General features: G+C 61.0%; 16 protein-coding genes. 11 read left to right on the forward strand and 5 right to left on the reverse strand.

Annotated features, from left to right (window positions below):
- Positions 1-18 precede the first annotated feature (18 nt).
- Positions 19-378, reverse strand: a complete 360-nt coding sequence (locus KQI84_16325; protein MCB2156442.1) for a metalloregulator ArsR/SmtB family transcription factor — start codon at positions 376-378, stop codon at positions 19-21.
- A gap of 197 nt (positions 379-575) precedes the next feature.
- Between KQI84_16325 and KQI84_16330 the strand changes: the two genes are divergently transcribed.
- The 6 genes from KQI84_16330 (at position 576) to KQI84_16355 (ending at position 6,496) form a co-directional block, all read left to right on the forward strand.
- Positions 576-1,541 carry a DUF1963 domain-containing protein gene (locus tag KQI84_16330; GenBank protein MCB2156443.1) on the forward strand — a complete coding sequence of 322 codons (966 nt, stop codon included), beginning with the start codon at positions 576-578 and terminating at the stop codon, positions 1,539-1,541.
- Positions 1,542-1,724: 183 nt separating this feature from the next.
- Entirely contained in the window at positions 1,725-3,701 is a 1,977-nt protein-coding gene (locus tag KQI84_16335) for a hypothetical protein (protein ID MCB2156444.1), read from the forward strand.
- A gap of 133 nt (positions 3,702-3,834) precedes the next feature.
- Complete coding sequence (locus KQI84_16340; GenBank protein MCB2156445.1) at positions 3,835-3,999, forward strand: dUTP diphosphatase; 165 nt, start codon at positions 3,835-3,837, stop codon at positions 3,997-3,999.
- 81 nt (positions 4,000-4,080) lie between these two features.
- Complete coding sequence (locus KQI84_16345) at positions 4,081-5,166, forward strand: lactate dehydrogenase (protein ID MCB2156446.1); 1,086 nt, start codon at positions 4,081-4,083, stop codon at positions 5,164-5,166.
- 17 nt (positions 5,167-5,183) lie between these two features.
- Complete coding sequence (locus KQI84_16350) at positions 5,184-5,657, forward strand: ACT domain-containing protein (protein ID MCB2156447.1); 474 nt, start codon at positions 5,184-5,186, stop codon at positions 5,655-5,657.
- Positions 5,658-5,752: 95 nt separating this feature from the next.
- The gene (locus KQI84_16355) at positions 5,753-6,496 is read left to right on the forward strand and encodes a hypothetical protein (protein MCB2156448.1); all 744 of its coding nucleotides are present in this window, start codon (positions 5,753-5,755) and stop codon (positions 6,494-6,496) included.
- Positions 6,497-6,505: 9 nt separating this feature from the next.
- Here the strand turns inward: KQI84_16355 and KQI84_16360 are convergent, their stop codons facing one another.
- Positions 6,506-7,408 (reverse strand): hypothetical protein, encoded by a 903-nt coding sequence (locus KQI84_16360; GenBank protein ID MCB2156449.1) that lies wholly within the window; start codon positions 7,406-7,408, stop codon positions 6,506-6,508.
- 133 nt (positions 7,409-7,541) lie between these two features.
- On the opposite strand from KQI84_16360, the gene KQI84_16365 reads away from it, so the two are divergent.
- Positions 7,542-8,300 carry a hypothetical protein gene (locus tag KQI84_16365; protein MCB2156450.1) on the forward strand — a complete coding sequence of 253 codons (759 nt, stop codon included), beginning with the start codon at positions 7,542-7,544 and terminating at the stop codon, positions 8,298-8,300.
- Positions 8,301-8,303: 3 nt separating this feature from the next.
- Here the strand turns inward: KQI84_16365 and KQI84_16370 are convergent, their stop codons facing one another.
- Together KQI84_16370 and KQI84_16375 are read right to left on the reverse strand one after the other, a co-directional pair.
- Complete coding sequence (locus KQI84_16370) at positions 8,304-9,671, reverse strand: B12-binding domain-containing radical SAM protein (GenBank protein MCB2156451.1); 1,368 nt, start codon at positions 9,669-9,671, stop codon at positions 8,304-8,306.
- A gap of 70 nt (positions 9,672-9,741) precedes the next feature.
- Complete coding sequence (locus tag KQI84_16375; protein MCB2156452.1) at positions 9,742-10,227, reverse strand: MarR family transcriptional regulator; 486 nt, start codon at positions 10,225-10,227, stop codon at positions 9,742-9,744.
- Between the two features lie 499 nt (positions 10,228-10,726).
- Between KQI84_16375 and KQI84_16380 the strand changes: the two genes are divergently transcribed.
- Complete coding sequence (locus KQI84_16380; protein MCB2156453.1) at positions 10,727-11,524, forward strand: ATP-grasp domain-containing protein; 798 nt, start codon at positions 10,727-10,729, stop codon at positions 11,522-11,524.
- A gap of 12 nt (positions 11,525-11,536) precedes the next feature.
- Here KQI84_16380 and KQI84_16385 read toward each other — a convergent pair whose 3' ends face one another.
- Positions 11,537-12,865 (reverse strand): hypothetical protein, encoded by a 1,329-nt coding sequence (locus KQI84_16385; protein ID MCB2156454.1) that lies wholly within the window; start codon positions 12,863-12,865, stop codon positions 11,537-11,539.
- Between the two features lie 290 nt (positions 12,866-13,155).
- Here KQI84_16385 and KQI84_16390 point away from each other — a divergent pair, with 290 nt between their 5' ends.
- Genes KQI84_16390 through tsaB form a run of 3 tightly spaced genes read left to right on the forward strand, consistent with a single transcriptional unit; the run spans position 13,156 to position 15,614 of the window.
- A complete protein-coding gene (locus KQI84_16390) occupies positions 13,156-13,917 on the forward strand; it encodes a hypothetical protein (GenBank protein ID MCB2156455.1) in 762 nt (253 codons plus the stop codon).
- Positions 13,918-13,927: 10 nt separating this feature from the next.
- Positions 13,928-14,938: a 2-amino-4-hydroxy-6-hydroxymethyldihydropteridine diphosphokinase gene (gene folK, locus KQI84_16395; protein MCB2156456.1), complete on the forward strand. Its 1,011-nt coding sequence runs from the start codon at positions 13,928-13,930 to the stop codon at positions 14,936-14,938.
- The gene (gene tsaB / locus KQI84_16400) at positions 14,919-15,614 is read left to right on the forward strand and encodes a tRNA (adenosine(37)-N6)-threonylcarbamoyltransferase complex dimerization subunit type 1 TsaB (GenBank protein MCB2156457.1); all 696 of its coding nucleotides are present in this window, start codon (positions 14,919-14,921) and stop codon (positions 15,612-15,614) included. The genes folK and tsaB overlap by 20 nt, the downstream gene beginning before the upstream one ends.
- Positions 15,615-15,780: the final 166 nt, after the last annotated feature.

Genomic DNA, 15,780 nt, shown 5'->3' on the forward strand with positions numbered 1-15,780 from the left:
AAAGGGGGCGCCCGAATTTCAACCTTGGAGTTTCTGGCGGAGATGATCGAAGGACGCCCGGGCTTCCGAGGCGTCGTCGAATTCCGCTTCCATATGGCGGCAGATTGCCGCGCATATGTCACCGACCATGGGTGTCCGGACTGAATAGTGGACGAATCGGCCTTCTCGCTCGCCATGAACCAGGCCGGCGCGCTCCATTACTTTGAGGTGCTGGCTGGTGGATCCGATGGAGAGTCCGAGTTTCTCGGAGAGTTCGCCGACGTTGTGACGTTTCGTCTTCAGAATGGAGACGATCATCAGGCGCACGGGGTGCCCGAGCGTCCGCAGGCGCTCGGCGATGTCTTCGAGGACTTCCAGCTCTTTCGCTAAATCGGCCATCTATTGTCCTGTTTATCCCATATTCTATAGATGAATAGAACGACATGGTGATGGAGTGTCAAGCGAAACCGGATTGGGGTGGTGAGCGGTTCGGGGTGGGGTCCAGCAGTCGGAGTGGAGAAGCGGGTTGCACTCCTGTCCATGACTCGATAGAAATCCCTCTGATGGACTTGGACTCGCGTTTGGAGGAGGAGCTTGTGAAGAGGCGTTGGATTGCGGTGGCTGTGGCCTTGGTGGTCGGGGTGATTGCGATGGCGGGGTGCGGGAGGGATTCCGGCAAGTCGACCCCGATGACACCCGAAGATGCATTGAGGGCGAAGGCTGATAAGCTGCTTCGTAAGAAGAGGCTGAGGAAATACCAAGAGGCGATTCGCGCGATGTATCTGCCGGCGATCGGGATGACGGCGGAGCGGGCGACCTCGTCATTGGACGTGGGAGCCAGCAAGGTTGGCGGCGATCCGGACGTACCCGTCGGGTTCGAGTGGCCGAAGAATGGTGAGAGGGAGATCGACTTCCTGCTTCAGATCGACCTTTCGACGTGCAAAGATTTTGAGGCGGGGGCTCTTCTGCCGTCTGAAGGGACGCTGGCTTTCTTCTATGATGTTGAAGACCAGCCGTGGGGCATGGACCCGACGGACAAGAACAGATTCGCGTGTCGCTACTTCCCGCCGGGCGAGGGAATGCAGCGCCGCGAACGGTCGGACGAGATCGAGCCACTGGATGAATACACCATCCACGTCATGCCGATGATCTCATTGCCTCACGTCACATCGACGGCGTTCGACGAACTGGCAGAGCGGTTCGATTGGAGCGAATCGCAAATCGAGCGGTACGACGATGTGGTTCTGGATGTCTTGCTGGATCATCCTGCCCGCCATTCTCTCTTGGGTTATCCTTATCCGGAACAGAACGCCGACATGGAACTCGAGGTTCAGTTGGCGTTTCATGGCATCGAGCCCTTCGACATTCAAGAGGGTGACGAGATGAAGCGGGCGAACAAGCTGGCTGAAGATGCGGACGATTGGATTCTCCTGCTGGAGTTGGGGACGATCGATGATCGCATGATGTGGGGAGACGTTGGGTCCCTGTACTGGTGGATTCGGAAACAGGATCTGGCCGAGCGGCGATTCAAGAACGTGTGGGTGATCCTGCAGTGCGGGTGAGTGGAAGGTGGGCGGCGTGAGGCGGCCGAACCGAAACTGATTTCCAATAGGCCAAGAATGAGAAGCGATTCAATACGACAGTCTGTGCTTGTCTGTTCTCTGATCCTCGGAATTGGACTCGCATCCTGCTCCACGGTGAAAGGCCCGGGATCGGCGGCTCTGACTTCTGATGTATTGTTTTCGATGAGCATGGCGGTGGAGCAGACCAGCTTGCTTGCGGCGAGCGTGGTTGTGTGTGAATTGGATTTCGGGGGGGCGCCTCTGCCGTCGTTGTTATTCGACGATTCGCCGTTTGCATCTTCGGAGGATGAGCGGCGTTTGGTCTCGGATCAGTTTCCGGGCAGGAGGGCCTCGCCGGGCGATCGGACGCCATACGTCTGGCATCACTTCTCCTGCTGGCTGTCCTTCACGGATCCCGAACCTTGGTTCTATGCGGCGCCTGATCCTTTCAGCACTGAAGGGAATCCGTATCGCCTGTCCGCGATCTCAGCGGCTCGTGAGGAGTTTGGGACCTGGGCGGTCTCCAGTTGTGGCCCGAACGGCATCTGGGATTGCGGCGTAGAAGATTATCTGACGCTCGATGCAGGCGAGCTTACTCGGAAGATTGCGGAAGGCGATGATATTGTCTCCTTCTCTCTTCCGAGTTACATGGATGGAGCCTGGTCGGCCGAGGGCTCGAGAGCGCTGAGAACAGAGCCCGCACCGTATGAATTTCAACTTGGAACGGCACCGGCTGCAATTCGCGATGCTCTCTTCGGGATGGCTGAGGTCCGTGCCGGTTTGGCGTCTGAAGTTGACGGTTCCCCCTCGATCAAAGATCCATTCTCGCCAGATGGAGATTCTCTCAGGCTCTACCTGGTCGATGACGACTCCGGCGTTTGCCGGACTCTCGAATGGGAAGGCGTCCTTGTCTCGAATGGTCCCGATCGCAAATCGGACTTTCTTCCTCAATCCACGCTGCTTTCTAGAAGCGCCTTCAGTCGCTCGCCCTACGTTATTCATTCGCTGGGCGAGATGCCTGACGGGCGCGATCTCATTCTTCCGATTTACCGGATGCGAAAGCCGGCCGATCGGGAAGAGCTCGTGGTGAGGTTGAGGGGTTCGTCTGGTCCTGGTGAAACCTCCTCCTTGTCCGAACAATCCCATGTGCAGGACGATCTGCAGGTTCTGGCTGCGTTCGTCCTGAGCATGGAGATCGATCACGGCGGCGCCCCTTTCCCGAGCGAGCTCTTCGAGAGCTCGCCCTTTGCGATTTCGGATTCGGACAGAGCTGACCTCATGGAGACGTTGTCCTCGAAGCTTCCTTCTGGAAGCGCGACGGTTCTGCTGGAGTGCGAAACGGAACGCCCGGCATGGCATGGGTTCGATTGCTGGATGCCGAAGCTCTATCGCAGCTATAACCACTTCCTGCCCTACGATCGTTTGGCGAAGAATGGGGATCTCCCATACCGGCTGTTCTGGGTGAGGTTCAGTGGCTCCTCGAGTTTCGAGTGGGCCGTCGGCAGTACGGGCCCGAATGGGCAATGGGACCTTGCGCCAATGGACTTCATCGGTAACTCCAGGCAGGCGTTCAATGCGCGGATTGCGGAGACCGATGACCTGGTTGTGTTCTGCTCTTTCGACCTTTTCGCCTCGGTGCCGACTCTGAGCGCTGCTCTTATGCGCTTTCAGGCGGATCCTTTGCCGTTTGAATTCAAACAAGGGCCAAGTGCTGTCGGAGCTGGGGCGTATGCGCGGTTGGAGCTTTTCAGATCCCTGATGATGTGGAACCCAAACGTTCTTGTCTCGCCATCAGGTGCGGATACCGAGATCGCTTTCGAGGACGGGGAAGCGTGGATTGAAGGGCTTTCAAGTCCGGATGGACTCACTGTCGAAGCGAAGGAGGAATTCGCCGACATCTGCGATGATCTTCGCTACGTTCGGGTGATCGACGATTGTGCTCCCTGTCCCGCGTTGCGATGGAAGTCGATTCTCATTTCGGCCGGACCGGACGGAATACTGAATGACTACGATGGGAAGAGTCTCTGGCGGCGCAGCGAAGTCGAGGCTTCGGATCTTTTCTACCGACCGGGGACACAGTTTTCGCCGGGACAGGATGTTCTTCTCCCGGTGTATGTCGAACTCCCGCCCCGGTCGCTGGATTCCATCGCCGTCGAGTGAAGCGGGGGACCCAAGGAGGTTGAGCGATGCCTGAGGATATGACGGCATTCGATGGTGAGTCGACTGGATTGCGTGCGACATCGGTTGTGGCGACGTTGGATGCGGTGATGCCGGTGGGGGAGAATGTGATCTGGTGCGCGGCGATGCCTTGTTGCTGCCGGCGACGGCCTGGAGGATTCGCAAGGAGCACCTCGAGTTGCAGGGTCATGCCCTCCTGAATGCGCCGCTATTTGCCATGTGGGTGGAGAAAGCGGAGTTGCTGAATTCGAGCCAGCCGTTTGATATCCTGCCGTTTTAGCGGGTTTCCGATTGAGCCCGTTCGGCCGTCGCGTCAGCATGTATGCGGATTGAATGACCTTGCTGTGGGGCGAATCGATCGGTGGATATCAGTATTGTCGGGGCAACGGGGGATGTCGGGCGCCAGGTGGCGACGACGATCGTGCATGAACGGCTGCTGGAGAAGTCGGATCGGCTGCAGCTGGTGGGGCGCGAGCAGTCGGCGCCCCGGCTGTTCGGCCTGGCGGACGACTTGCGCGAGGCTTACGACGAAACGGCTCCGCAGATCGATATTGCTTTCTATCCCGAGGACATCGTCGCGGACATCGTCGTGATGGTGGCCGGCGTGACGGTGGAGCCGGGGCAGAAGAAGCCGATGACGCGCGACGATGTGGCGATCGCGAATGCGCCGTTGCTGCGGAGTACCGCGCGCGCGATTGCGAAACACGGGCATGGCAGCGAGCTGGCGGTGATCATCACGAACCCGGTGGAGCTGGGCGTAGAGATCTTCAGCGAGGAATGGGGCGATCGCCATCGCGTGGTTGGGATGGGGTCATTCATCGATTCGTTGCGTTTCCGTGCGGAACTGGCGGCGGATCTGTTCGTGCGGCGGCACCAGGTCAGCGGCTTCTGCATTGGCGAGCACGGTTCGGCGATTCTGCCCCTGTGGAGCAGCATTCGTGTGGCGGGTATGGAGCCGGAGGAATTGGACGAGCGCCTGAACCGCATTCGACGTGGCCAGCCGCTGAAGCAGTTTCCCGAACGCCTGGCGAAGAATCTGAAGGTGTGCCTGGGGATGATCGGGCGCCAGGAGTACGGGCCCGTCTACGAGTTTGTCGAGTCGCTGTCGCCGGAGTATCGGTGCGTGCTGCGGCCGTATCTAACGCAGATGAGCGGCGCGAAGACGGTGGCGGCGACGGCGCGTTCGGCCTACGAGTTTCTCCAGACGATCGTGGAGGGGCGCGAGCAGGTGCTGGCGGGGCAGATGATGCTGGACGGCGAGTTCTACGGGCTGCGCGGGCCCTGCGGCGTTCCGCTGATTATGGGCCACGGCATTCGTCAGGTGGTCCAGATTCCGCTTTGGGAAGAGGAGGTGGCGCTGCTGCGCCGGGCCAACCGGGAGATCAACGCGAAGACAGCCAGGTGGAAAGAGGCTGCCGACGGCGTGCCGGTCTCCAAGTCCTCGTAAAAAACGAGCCTTCTCCGATGAGTTTTCCCTCGACTTCCAATCCCATTGTGACCTTTCGAATTGGGGTGCAGGACAGGCCCGGCGTGATGGCCGCGGTAGCGAACGTTTTTTCCGGCCGCGGAGTGTCGATGGAATCCATCCTGACACTGCGCGGATGGTCCGAAACGGACGAGCCGCAAGTGATTGTGACTGTGCGGGCAAATGAGCGCAGGCGCCGTCTTCTGCATCGCGTGCTGGAGCGTCTGGAAGTCGTCAACAACGTGATGCAGATGCAGGCCGAAGATGCGGCGCACTTCGAGATGGCGTGGGTGCGCGTGCGGACCGGGACCGTGGTTTGCAACGGCGTTCGCAGTATGGCGGTGGAGAAGACCTCCGAGGATCACGATCAGTTTCTTCTGCTGGGCGATCGTGGGGAGGTTGAGAAGGAACTGCAGAGGTTGGACAAGGAAGGTGTTTTGCTCGGCGCGAATATTTCGCGCATCAGTCAGTGAGAGATAGAGTGGCGAGTGGCGAGCGACGTGTGGCGAGTAGCGCAGCCCCGTTCATCCCAGGCGTCGACTCGGTTCGATAAGAGCGAGGGACAGAGTTGAAACAGGCTGATTTCTACGAGCTCCTGGTGCGGGCTGCCGGGCGTCCGATTACCCTCCGTCTCAACGATAATCTGCACAACATGGTCAGCGCATCGAATGGACCGAAGCGCGGGGAGATCCGCGCGAGCGTTCATCGCATGTTCCTGAGAGCGCCGGAAGAGGTGATCGAAGCGCTCGGGCGCTTCATCGTGCGTCCGACGAAGGAAAGCCGGCGTATTGTGCGCGAGTATATCTCTCGCAACCACCATCGGATCGATGACACGCCGGTGCCGCGGCGAACGGCACCGCCGATGCCGCGCGGTGTGTTCTACGACCTGGCGCCTATCGCGGCACGGCTGAATCGGACATACTTCGATGGGAAGCTGAAGTTTGCAATCACGTGGGGACGTCGCCCGACCAAGCAGCCGCGCTCGCTGCGTCAGATCACGCTTGGCAACTGGAACGTTCGGCAGTGCCTGATTCGCATCCATCCGATTCTGGATTCGCCGACGGTGCCGCCGTTCTATCTGGATTACATTATCTTCCACGAGATGGCGCACATCGCCGTGCCATCGCGGGTGGACAAGCAGGGTCGCCTGCTGCACCACACGCCGGAATTCTATGCCGTGGAGCGGCGCTTCCGTCGCTATCGCGAGGCGATCGACTGGCAGAATCACAACCTGGATCGGCTGCTGTCCGCCTGGTGTCGCCGTCGGCAACTGCCGAAGGAACCGCGGACGGGGCAACTGCGGTTGTTCTGACGAAGGGTCTCAGCCGAAGAGCCCGAAGAAGCGCTTCTTCTTTGTGGGTTCTCCGCGTTTCAGTTCCATCAGCATGCCCCAGGTGTCAAAGGGCCACTCCACATCCTCCGGTGGAGCTTCAAAACGCCACGCCTTGGTCTTCGCGTCGCCGCCGATCGTGTGGCCGGCCTGGATTACGGGGCCGTTTATGATCTGGTAGGCGAAGATCATATCCAGGGCTTCGCCAACGTCTTCCAGCTCTCGCTCTCCATTCGAAGGAATCTCGAATACCAGATCGTCAAAGCCGCACTGCGCAAAGCCGCGCGTGGCGAGCCAATTGCGGCCGCCGACTTCGACTCCGACGTACTGCGCGAGAAGCATCCGGGGTTCGCCGCTCTCCCGAAGGCTCTTCCAGATGCTTCCGGTGTCGCCAGCCGCCCCGTCTTTCGATACGGCAGCGAGGTCGGTCAGGAATTTCGCCGGCAGGCAGTTCCGAGTCCATGGAGATCCGACGCCGATGGCTTCCTGATCGCAGAGTCCCATCGCGATTTTCCAAAGCAGGATTTCGAGCTCGAACTGACCGTAGTTCTCTCCGCCATGAGCAGATATGAGTGCGAAGGATTTGTGCGCCATCAGCTCCTCCTGCACGGGAGGAGGCAACGGGGCACTGCCGATAACAGCGTCTTTCAGTGGCGACGGAACCGAGTGGACAAGTATGGTGACGACGATGTCGCCAAGCGATCCACTGTACGAATCGATCAGCGCGCTTTCGCCTTCCGACGTCGCGACTTTTTCGATAGCAAACTGGTCCGGTTCATCCGGGTCGATCTTGTTGACGAATTCGGCCAGAGCTTCCGGGTCGATTGTCGGGTGCTCTGCGAAGTACACATCCAGTTGATGAGGTACGCAGCCCTCGTTCGATTCAGCGCTCATGCGTTCGGTCCCCCGCCTTGCGTGTGATTTAATGTCGTTGACTCCTCCAGTTGACGCCCGTGCAGAAATGGCGCAATACGGTTTTACCCCGAGTGGCTGGCTTGAATGTGGAACAACGACAGGAGGTGGAAGCATGGACGTTCTGAGAAGACTGCTGTGTGTGGCTGGATTGTGCTTCTTGGCAATCGCCTTCTCGGCCTGTTCGTCTGCGCCGCTGCGAACTGACGAAACCGTCAACGTGCGCGGCGTCATCACGGTGGGCGGAGAGCCCGCCAAGGACTTCAAGATCGGTGCTTGGGGTGATCCGGAGACGATCACGGCTGAAGATGGGTTCTTCCTTCTGGATGGCGTCCCGGTGGGCAGGCAGGAGATTCAGATCCGGGCCAAGTACTTCTCGAGACCGCGTTACAATCCGACGATCGATGTGCCCGATCACGATGTGACGAGGAACTTCGAGATCGTGCCGTATTACGCTGCGGATCATGGAGCTTTTGAGTACGACTGGCGACTGCACAGGAGCTGGGGCAATGCGATCGACGATCCTTTCGATACGACATCGATGAATGCGCTTCGCGAGAATACGCGAACGGTGTCCGGCGTGGTGCTCAAGCCTATCTACATCGTCGGTATAACGGGCGAGGTCGTCTGGTTTATTCCGGGCGCGCTCATTGGCGCATCGCACGGTGCGGTGCCCGTTCTGATGGGCGGAGAGTTCGCCGGCGAATTGGTTTCGGTTGGCATGCTTGCCGGCTTCATGCCGATCGAGGCCGTCGTCAAAGCGGTCGAGGTTCCGGTGAAGACGATCCTCTGGCCGCTGGATCGGCTCGTCGCGAAATCCAAACGCCGTCAACTGCACGAAACGCGCGCGGAGATCCTGCAACGGCACGAGTGATTGCTATCGTGCCGTTGCCAGTTTCCCCGAGAGCTTCGGTGCTTTCACCTTCGCGGGGTCCCACCCTTGGATTCCCCAGCGCACGACGCGCCCGTAGTAGGCCCAGTTCAGCGCCAGCGCCTGCAGGGCGGTCTTCCAGCCGCTCGGGCGGCGTATGTAGCGCGCCATGCGACGCATGATGCGCCACGGGCGATAGAATTCCCGCGTGATCCAATCGTGCCCCGCCTGCAGGTCCTCGCGCGACATTCCGGATGGTTCGAACACGACGCTGTGGAAGTCGTAGCGCGCCCAGTCCTCGTCGACGATCCGCGAGCGAAGGCGTTCATGCTGCGCGGTGCCAGGCAGGGGCGTCAGGATCGAGACCTGGATGAGATCGATTTCGAGATCGTCGAGGTGCTTGAGCGTGCGACGGAAGACGCCCGGGTCGTCGCCATCGAAGCCGAAGACGATGCCGGCTTCGACGCCGATTCCGAGCGAGTGCAGGAAGCGAATCGATTCGCGATAGCCTTCGACGCGATTGAACGCCTTGCCGGAGCGGCGGAGGGTTTCCTGGGAGAACGTTTCGAGTCCGACGAAGACGCCGAAACAACCGGCGGCCGCGGCGGCGCGAGCCAGTTCGGGATCATTTGCGATGGAGAGGGATGCCTGGGCGATCCAGCGCTTGTCGAGAGGCGCGAGGGCGCGGAAGAGGTCCATGGCGTACTCGCGATTCGCCGTCAGGTTGTCGTCGACGAACATGAACGTGCGGTCGGGGATCGTGGCGATTTCGGCCGCGACGTCGGACGCGGGACGCTGGCGTTGCGTGGCGTGGTGAAAGGCGCTGACGGAGCAGAAGTCGCACTTGTGGGGACAGCCGCGGGTGGCCTGGACGGCGTGGATCGTGGCGTAGCGCTTTGGATCCAGCAGATGGCGGGGCAGCGCGGGAAGGCCGCTCAGGCAAGGGGGCTGCTCCGACCGGTAGAGGCCGCCGAGCCGGCCCGCACGGGCGTCCTCGACGACGTGGGGCCAGATGGCTTCAGCCTCGCCGGACACGACGGCGTCGGCGTGGCCGAGAGCTTCCTGCGGGCGCATGGTCGGGTGCATGCCGCCGAGAACGACGGGAACGCCGCGGGCGCGGAATGCGTCGGCGATTTCGTAGGCGCGGGGCGCCAGGGCGGTCATACAGCCGATGCCGACGAGATCTGCCTGGGCGTCGAAGGGGATGTCTTCGACTTGCTCGTCGACGACACGGACTTCGACGTCCGCGGGAGTCTGCGCGGCGAGGGACAGCAGGCCGAGCAGGGAGAATCGGAAGGTCTTGCCGTTGAAGAAGCGGTTCTTCCCGATGGAGCGCCATTTTCCCGATGATGGGGCGATGAGTAGGAGTTTCATGATGTCGCCCTCCTTGATTTTGATATAAACTGTATACATCTAAACAATAGGAGTAAAACAAAAAGCGTGGTCATGAGTCGGCCTCCGAATTCCGGATCGGCCGCCAGAGGCCTTCCAGGAGATCGAGGAGGCAGAGGGTCTCGTCATCACTGAGGGCGCTCATGACTTCCTCGACGCGTTTCATGTAGGCTTCTTCTGCCGGGAGGGCGGCTTCTTTGCCCTTCTTGGTCAGGCGGACGCGCTTGATTCGGCGATCTTCGGCGTCTTCCTCGCGAACGACCCAGCCGGACTCCTCCATGCGGTCCAGCAGGCCGGTGACGTTGGATCGATTGACCAGCATCATGTGGCTCAAGTCTGTTTGCGTCAGTCCTTCGGGGGGCGACTGGTACATGAGCATGGTGAGGACATTGAACTGGGAATCGGTCATCCCGAACGGCCGCAGGAGGGCGTAGGCCTCCTTGCTGAAGAGTTGGGCGGTGTACATGATGGCCAGGACCGCCTCGTGGGAGACGCTGGCCAGTTGGTTTGGGAATCCGAGTTCTCGTTGCAGGCTCACGATGCCGCTCCTCGCCTCTTGTTGTCTTATTTATTGTTTAGATGTGAAGTGAAGTCAAGGACAATTACTCAGGGCATCCTGGTTCCCCCTATCTCATCGTTGCGCGGCGGTCGGTGGGCTCGGTCACGTACCGCATTACGCTCCTTCGCCCCCCGCCTTGCGCGCCTCGATTCGGGCAATTTGAGGACAAGTTGGGACCCCCCGTTCTGAGGTGACTTGAGCATCCTTGCTCAAGCCCCAGGGGTGCGGGACGATCCGCAGAAGTGCTCGGGTGTTGGCTCCTCAGCGATGGGTTGGCTCTTGGGCAGGGATGCCCAAGTCACCTCGATGAGGGGATATGCGGAAGGTGCGGGTTGTTTTGCCGGCTGGAAGCCGGCGGTCCCAGGGGTCTCGCTGCCTCCGCCGTGCTGCCCGAGCCGGCTCGACTCGCGACATTCCGGTTGGCGCGATTGGGTGGGGCTTTCAGGGTTGGCGGACTTTGCCGTGATCGGAATCTTGCATGTTGCCTCCCATGTTATTTCTGACTCCTCGCGAAACGGAGGACACGGTGGCTGTGGGGGCGGCGGCGCGTGAGGCTGGGTGGCGGGTTGCCGCGCTGGAGAGCTATCGCGTTCCCGCTGAGTCTGCCGGCGAGGCGAACGTCGCGGTGTACGGCGGCAGTCTCTTCGCCGAAGCGATTGCGCAGCAGTTGAACCTGGCGCTTCTGGAGCCGGAGTCGGATTGGCTGGCGAGGGCTCCGCGTGAGGTCGTGAAGCGAACGATTCGTTCCGTCACGGCCGCGGAAGCGCGCCGCGAATTGTCTGGCCGTTGGTTCATGAAGCACGCGGACGGTAAGGCGTTCGATGCCGATGTAATGGATGTTCCGTCGGAACTGCCGGGGCAAGATGCGCTGGCGGCGAGTGTGCCTTTGCTCGCTTCCGAACCCGTGCACTGGTTGCACGAGTTTCGGTTTTTCGTTCTGGAGGGCGAGGTTCTGACGGGGAGTGTGTACCTGCTAGATGGAAGGTCGCATGCAGGTGGTGCTGTGGACTCGTCGCTGTTCGACCAGGCGCGCGGTTTCGTCAGGGAAGCGGTGCAACTGGCAGGGGACGATGTCCCGCCGGCGTTTGTGATGGATGTTGGTTTGATTCCTGACCGCGGCTGGGCGGTTGTGGAGTTGAATCCAGCGTTCGCGTCCGGGATCTATGGCTGTGATCCGGCTGCGGTTCTTGGCGTCCTGCAACGTTGTTGTCATCCGGTGGAGAGTCTTTCGCCCCGCGACGCGCGTTGGGTGATTGCGCGAAAGCCGAGCGATTGACTTCGCGACTTTCTATCGCGATTGCATGCCGTAGAAGCTGCCGGTTTCGAGGTGGACTTCGGCTTCGCCGTTGGCGGGGGCGACGGGGTCGGGGGTGGCTTCGCGGAGCTCGATGACCCACCATTGATTGCCGCCGTACAGGGTGTAGCGTTCGCGTTCGCGCAGCGTGATGGATTCGAGTTGGCCGTCGTGGTCGATGGTGAATGTGGCCGAGTCGTCGAACAGGTCCATGCGGCTGTTCTCTTGAATACTACGGAGCGTGAATGCGGCGCCGGCGAAGGATTCGCTGCGGCCGAGTTTCATTTTGCGCGTCACGGCGGGAGTCGCAGCTTGTTCCGCGATTTGCTCGCGGGTCTGTTCCGCCGAGTCCTGGCGTTTGGGCAGGCGCTCGGGCTTTGCCTGGACGGCTTCGGCGTGTTCGAAGACGGTGAGTGCGACTTTGTCTTCGGCGACGGTGTCGGCGCGGATTTCGAGCCGATCCCAGCGGGCGCTTTCGCCGGCGGTCAGGAAGAGGTCGGCTTCGCGATCGGCGGCTTCGACGGTCAGGTAGACGCGGCCGATGTCGGGCTGGATGGCTTCGATGGAGATTGGGTAATCGAAGGCGGTGGCCTCTTCGCCGTCGACGAGGGCGAGTTCTTCCCGGGGGAGATCGTCTGGCCAGGCATCGATGGTTTTTTCGATGCGCAGGCGCGCGTAGCCTTCGCCCGGGGCATCGCCGGTGAAGATGTCGCCGGCGGAGAAGGTCAGGTCTCCACGCATCAGTCGGTGGAATTCGACGAGCGTGACCTTTTCGAGTCCGCGGTTCTGGCGAAAGATCGTCAGGCGTGCGCGGTCGTCATCGGTGCGAAGGAAGTCGTTATCGAGGATCTCGTTCAGCACCACCAGACCGCCGGGGAAGGTGGCCATTTCTTTTTCGGTCATGCGGCGTTCGATGGGCCATTGGGCGCTCTTTGGCAGGAGCGACGGGAGGTAGTAGAGCGTCAGAAGGAGTCCTTCGGTGGGGCGGGCTTCTTCGCGCTGTGCCACGTAGACCAGGAAGTCGCCGCTCTGCGCGTAGTCATCCAGTTCGATGTTCAGCAAATGCGAACGCTTGCCATCGCGAACGGAGAGGGCGACGGGCTTTTCGGCCTCGGGCGAGATATTCATGACCTGGAAGGTGGCATCGTGAAAGGCGACCTGGTCGCCGGGGCCGACGGTGCGGGAGGCGCGCGGCAGGTCGGGGAGGCTGTCAGTCCGTTCGGCGGAGCCGGGAGCGAGCAGTTGACAGCCGGCCAGAGCCACGGCAAGCGTTGCGGCCAGCAGCAGCCGGGTGAGGGCTTTGCGGGTATCGAGAGCAGTCATCGGCGGTCGCGCGGTCTCCTGGGGGGTGTGAATCGCCCGAAGGCCCGGAGAGTGTGTATGAAGTCGGGGTGCGACGGCGAGAGGTAAGTGGCCAGAGCTAAGTGGCGAGTGACTGGTGGCGAGTGGCCTTCGCTCTTGCGAGCTTCGGCTCCCGAGGTAGCGAGGATATTGGGGATGATGGGGCGGTTTCTGGCCCGAACTGTGCGTCTTGCGGGGTTGTTGGGGTTGCCGGTGTGGGCTGTTGGGCCCGAGAATGATGTCAGAAGGTTGAACTGAAGGATTGTACCTGTATGTGGCCGATGCACGCGAGATCGAAGGAAGAGTATATCCGCCAGATTCACTCGTATCTGGATCGGAAGGAGCACGCGCCGCTGGACGAGACGTTGCAGCAGGCCTTCTCCGATTACGCGGAGGAGGAGGATTTCTCGGCGTGGTGCGCGGGTGTGGCACATGGCGTGGAGACGGCGAGCGCGATGGAGCTGACGGCGCGTTTCATCGAGCGCTATCCGTTTTCGCTGCATCCCGTTCAGGTCGACCTGGCGGAGATGCTGGTGCGCAACGACCAGGTGGATGAGGGCTCGAATGAGGCGCGTGCGTACTTGAATCGGCTGCACCAGATGGGACTTCGCGATCAGATTTCCGTGGCGGATGCGGTGGAAGACGGCGTTTGCCGAGCGTTTCTGCTGCTGACGGCCGTGTACACGCAGGTCGGTGCGCGTAGCTACAGTTCTCGGGTGCTGGGGTACGCGATGTTGATCCAGGATCATCCGTACTGGTCTCAGCAGTATCGCATGGAGCTGATGCGGCTGGAGCGCGAGCTGGAGGATCCGGTGAATCGCCGCGCGGATCAGGCCTGGGAAGAGTTTTTCCGATGCGGCAAGGAGAGCGAAGAGCTGTCGGAGGAATTCCGGAAGCTGGGATACCGCGTGCTCTCCAAGCGCATTGAGACCCTGGCGAAGTATTTTGCCGACGAGCCGGATTTCCGCCCGGGCGATGATGAGATCTTCCAGATGCTCTATCGTACCGACAAGGGCGCCTTCGTCCTGGTGTAAGCGCCTGCGCATGTTGACTCCCATGGCCATTGCTCTCGGTTCAAATCTCGGCGACCGCCGCGAGATGATGGATCGCGCCGTGGAGGCGCTCGATTGCGTTCCGGGGCTGGAATTGCAGGCGATTTCTTCGCTTTACGAAAGCGCGCCGTGGGGCGACACCGATCAGGATGCGTTTCTGAATGCGGCGGTTGTGGGGGAGTGCTCGCTGAAGCCGGAGGAGTTGCTCCGCGCAACGCAACGCATCGAGCAACAGTTAGGAAAGCGCGTGCTCCGCAAGTGGGGTCCGCGTGCAATCGACCTGGACCTCTTGCTGTTCGGCGACCGCGTAGCGGACACCGAGAGCCTGACGCTTCCACATCCACACATTCGGGGTCGACCGTTTGTCTTTCGGCCGCTTGCGGAAGTCGCGGGCGGTCGTTGGGCAGAGTTCACGCAGCCTGACGAGGCCGGGCGAGAGTTGATGGGCGACACGAAAGCCCTTGAGCCCCAGGGTGTTTGGCCATCCCGGCCGGTTGCGCAGGAATGGGAGATGGAGTCTCCGACGGAGGCGACGACGGGTGGGCTGGGCGAGCGGTTCGGTGCGGCGGCGCGAGCGGGCGATCTGTTTGCGCTGTGCGGGCCGCTGGGTGCGGGGAAGTCGTGCCTTGTGCGTGGGATTGCGAGGGGGCTTGGGTTGATTGGTCCGGTGCCGAGCCCCACGTATACGCTTTGTCGCGAGTACCCCGAAGCGCGGATTCCATTTCAGCACTGGGATTTCTATCGTCTGGGCGATGACGACGATCTGGAGTCGACCGGATTTACGGACAAGTCAGACGAGCCCGCCGTGATTGCGATCGAGTGGGCGGACTTGTTCCGCGAGCAACTGCCGGCGGATCGATGCGTGGATGTTCGCATCGAGCGACAGACGGCGGACGACACGCGTCGGCTGAGATTCCGATTCCCCCCGGGGGCGTTGCGGCTCAGGGTGGCGGCAGCTTCGCCGAGCGCCTCGGAGTCTTTGCATGCTCGTTCTGGGAATTGAAACAGCCACACCAAGCGGCGGGATCGCGTTGCTCGAGGACGATACCCTTCTCGCGCAGCAGACGATTCGTTCGTCGCGCGCGCACAGCCGACTGATCGTTCCGACATTGCGCCAGATGCTGAAGGAATTGCGGCGTTCCATCGACGATATTGACATCGTGGCGGTGGGGGCCGGGCCGGGCTCGTTCACGGGCGTGCGTGTCGGGATGAGTATCGCAAAGGGCCTGTGCGAGGGCGGGCGGCCGCAGTTAGTGGCCGTTTCATCGCTGGAAGCACTCGCATTGCGGGCCTGGGATGGGGGGCCGGGGTGCGTTGTGCCGCTGCTGAGCGCGCGGCAAGGGGAGGTGTACGGCGGCATTTTCCGATTGAACGACAATTGCGAACTGCAATGCGATGGACAAGAGTTTTGCACTTCTCCTCAGAAAGCGCTTTCTAGTGTTTCTGGGCCTGTTTTGGTGGCTGGAGAGGCGGCTTTCGAGTTCGCTGAGGTGTGGCGTTCGGCCCCCAATGTGGATCTTCGATTCGCGCGTGCCGACCGGTCGCTGTGTAGTCCTGATACTGTTGCACTTATCGGGATGAAGAGGGCTCTTGCGGGGGAGTTTTCGGATGTGTCCGGAGCGGGACCGGTCTATTTAAGGTTGCCCTCCACGTCCACGCCCAAGAAGAGAAGGCCTTAGAATTGGGTCGACAGTGTTCATGCGCATGGTCGAATACAGCCCCTGTTACTTAGGAAAGTAGGGCTTGACCACTCGGCAAATGTGTCAAACACTGGCCATCCAAGATTGAGTAACAGATTTTTGGAAAGCTGAGGCGGTCCGGGGGGGAAGTGTCTAAACGCGGAAC

It is taken from the genome of bacterium (assembly GCA_020444065.1).
Classification (GTDB): Bacteria; Sumerlaeota; Sumerlaeia; order SLMS01; family JAHLLQ01; genus JAHLLQ01.

Coding starts and splice junctions, on each gene's coding strand:
- KQI84_16380 (MCB2156453.1), top strand. CDS start 10,727: ATGTTGCCTCCCATGTTATTTCTGACTCCTCGCGAAACGGAGGACACG.
- KQI84_16385 (MCB2156454.1), bottom strand. CDS start 12,865: ATGACTGCTCTCGATACCCGCAAAGCCCTCACCCGGCTGCTGCTGGCC.
- folK (MCB2156456.1), top strand. CDS start 13,928: ATGTTGACTCCCATGGCCATTGCTCTCGGTTCAAATCTCGGCGACCGC.
- KQI84_16360 (MCB2156449.1), bottom strand. CDS start 7,408: ATGAGCGCTGAATCGAACGAGGGCTGCGTACCTCATCAACTGGATGTG.
- KQI84_16335 (MCB2156444.1), top strand. CDS start 1,725: ATGAGCATGGCGGTGGAGCAGACCAGCTTGCTTGCGGCGAGCGTGGTT.
- KQI84_16365 (MCB2156450.1), top strand. CDS start 7,542: ATGGACGTTCTGAGAAGACTGCTGTGTGTGGCTGGATTGTGCTTCTTG.
- KQI84_16370 (MCB2156451.1), bottom strand. CDS start 9,671: ATGAAACTCCTACTCATCGCCCCATCATCGGGAAAATGGCGCTCCATC.
- KQI84_16350 (MCB2156447.1), top strand. CDS start 5,184: ATGAGTTTTCCCTCGACTTCCAATCCCATTGTGACCTTTCGAATTGGG.
- tsaB (MCB2156457.1), top strand. CDS start 14,919: ATGCTCGTTCTGGGAATTGAAACAGCCACACCAAGCGGCGGGATCGCG.
- KQI84_16390 (MCB2156455.1), top strand. CDS start 13,156: ATGTGGCCGATGCACGCGAGATCGAAGGAAGAGTATATCCGCCAGATT.
- KQI84_16325 (MCB2156442.1), bottom strand. CDS start 378: ATGGCCGATTTAGCGAAAGAGCTGGAAGTCCTCGAAGACATCGCCGAG.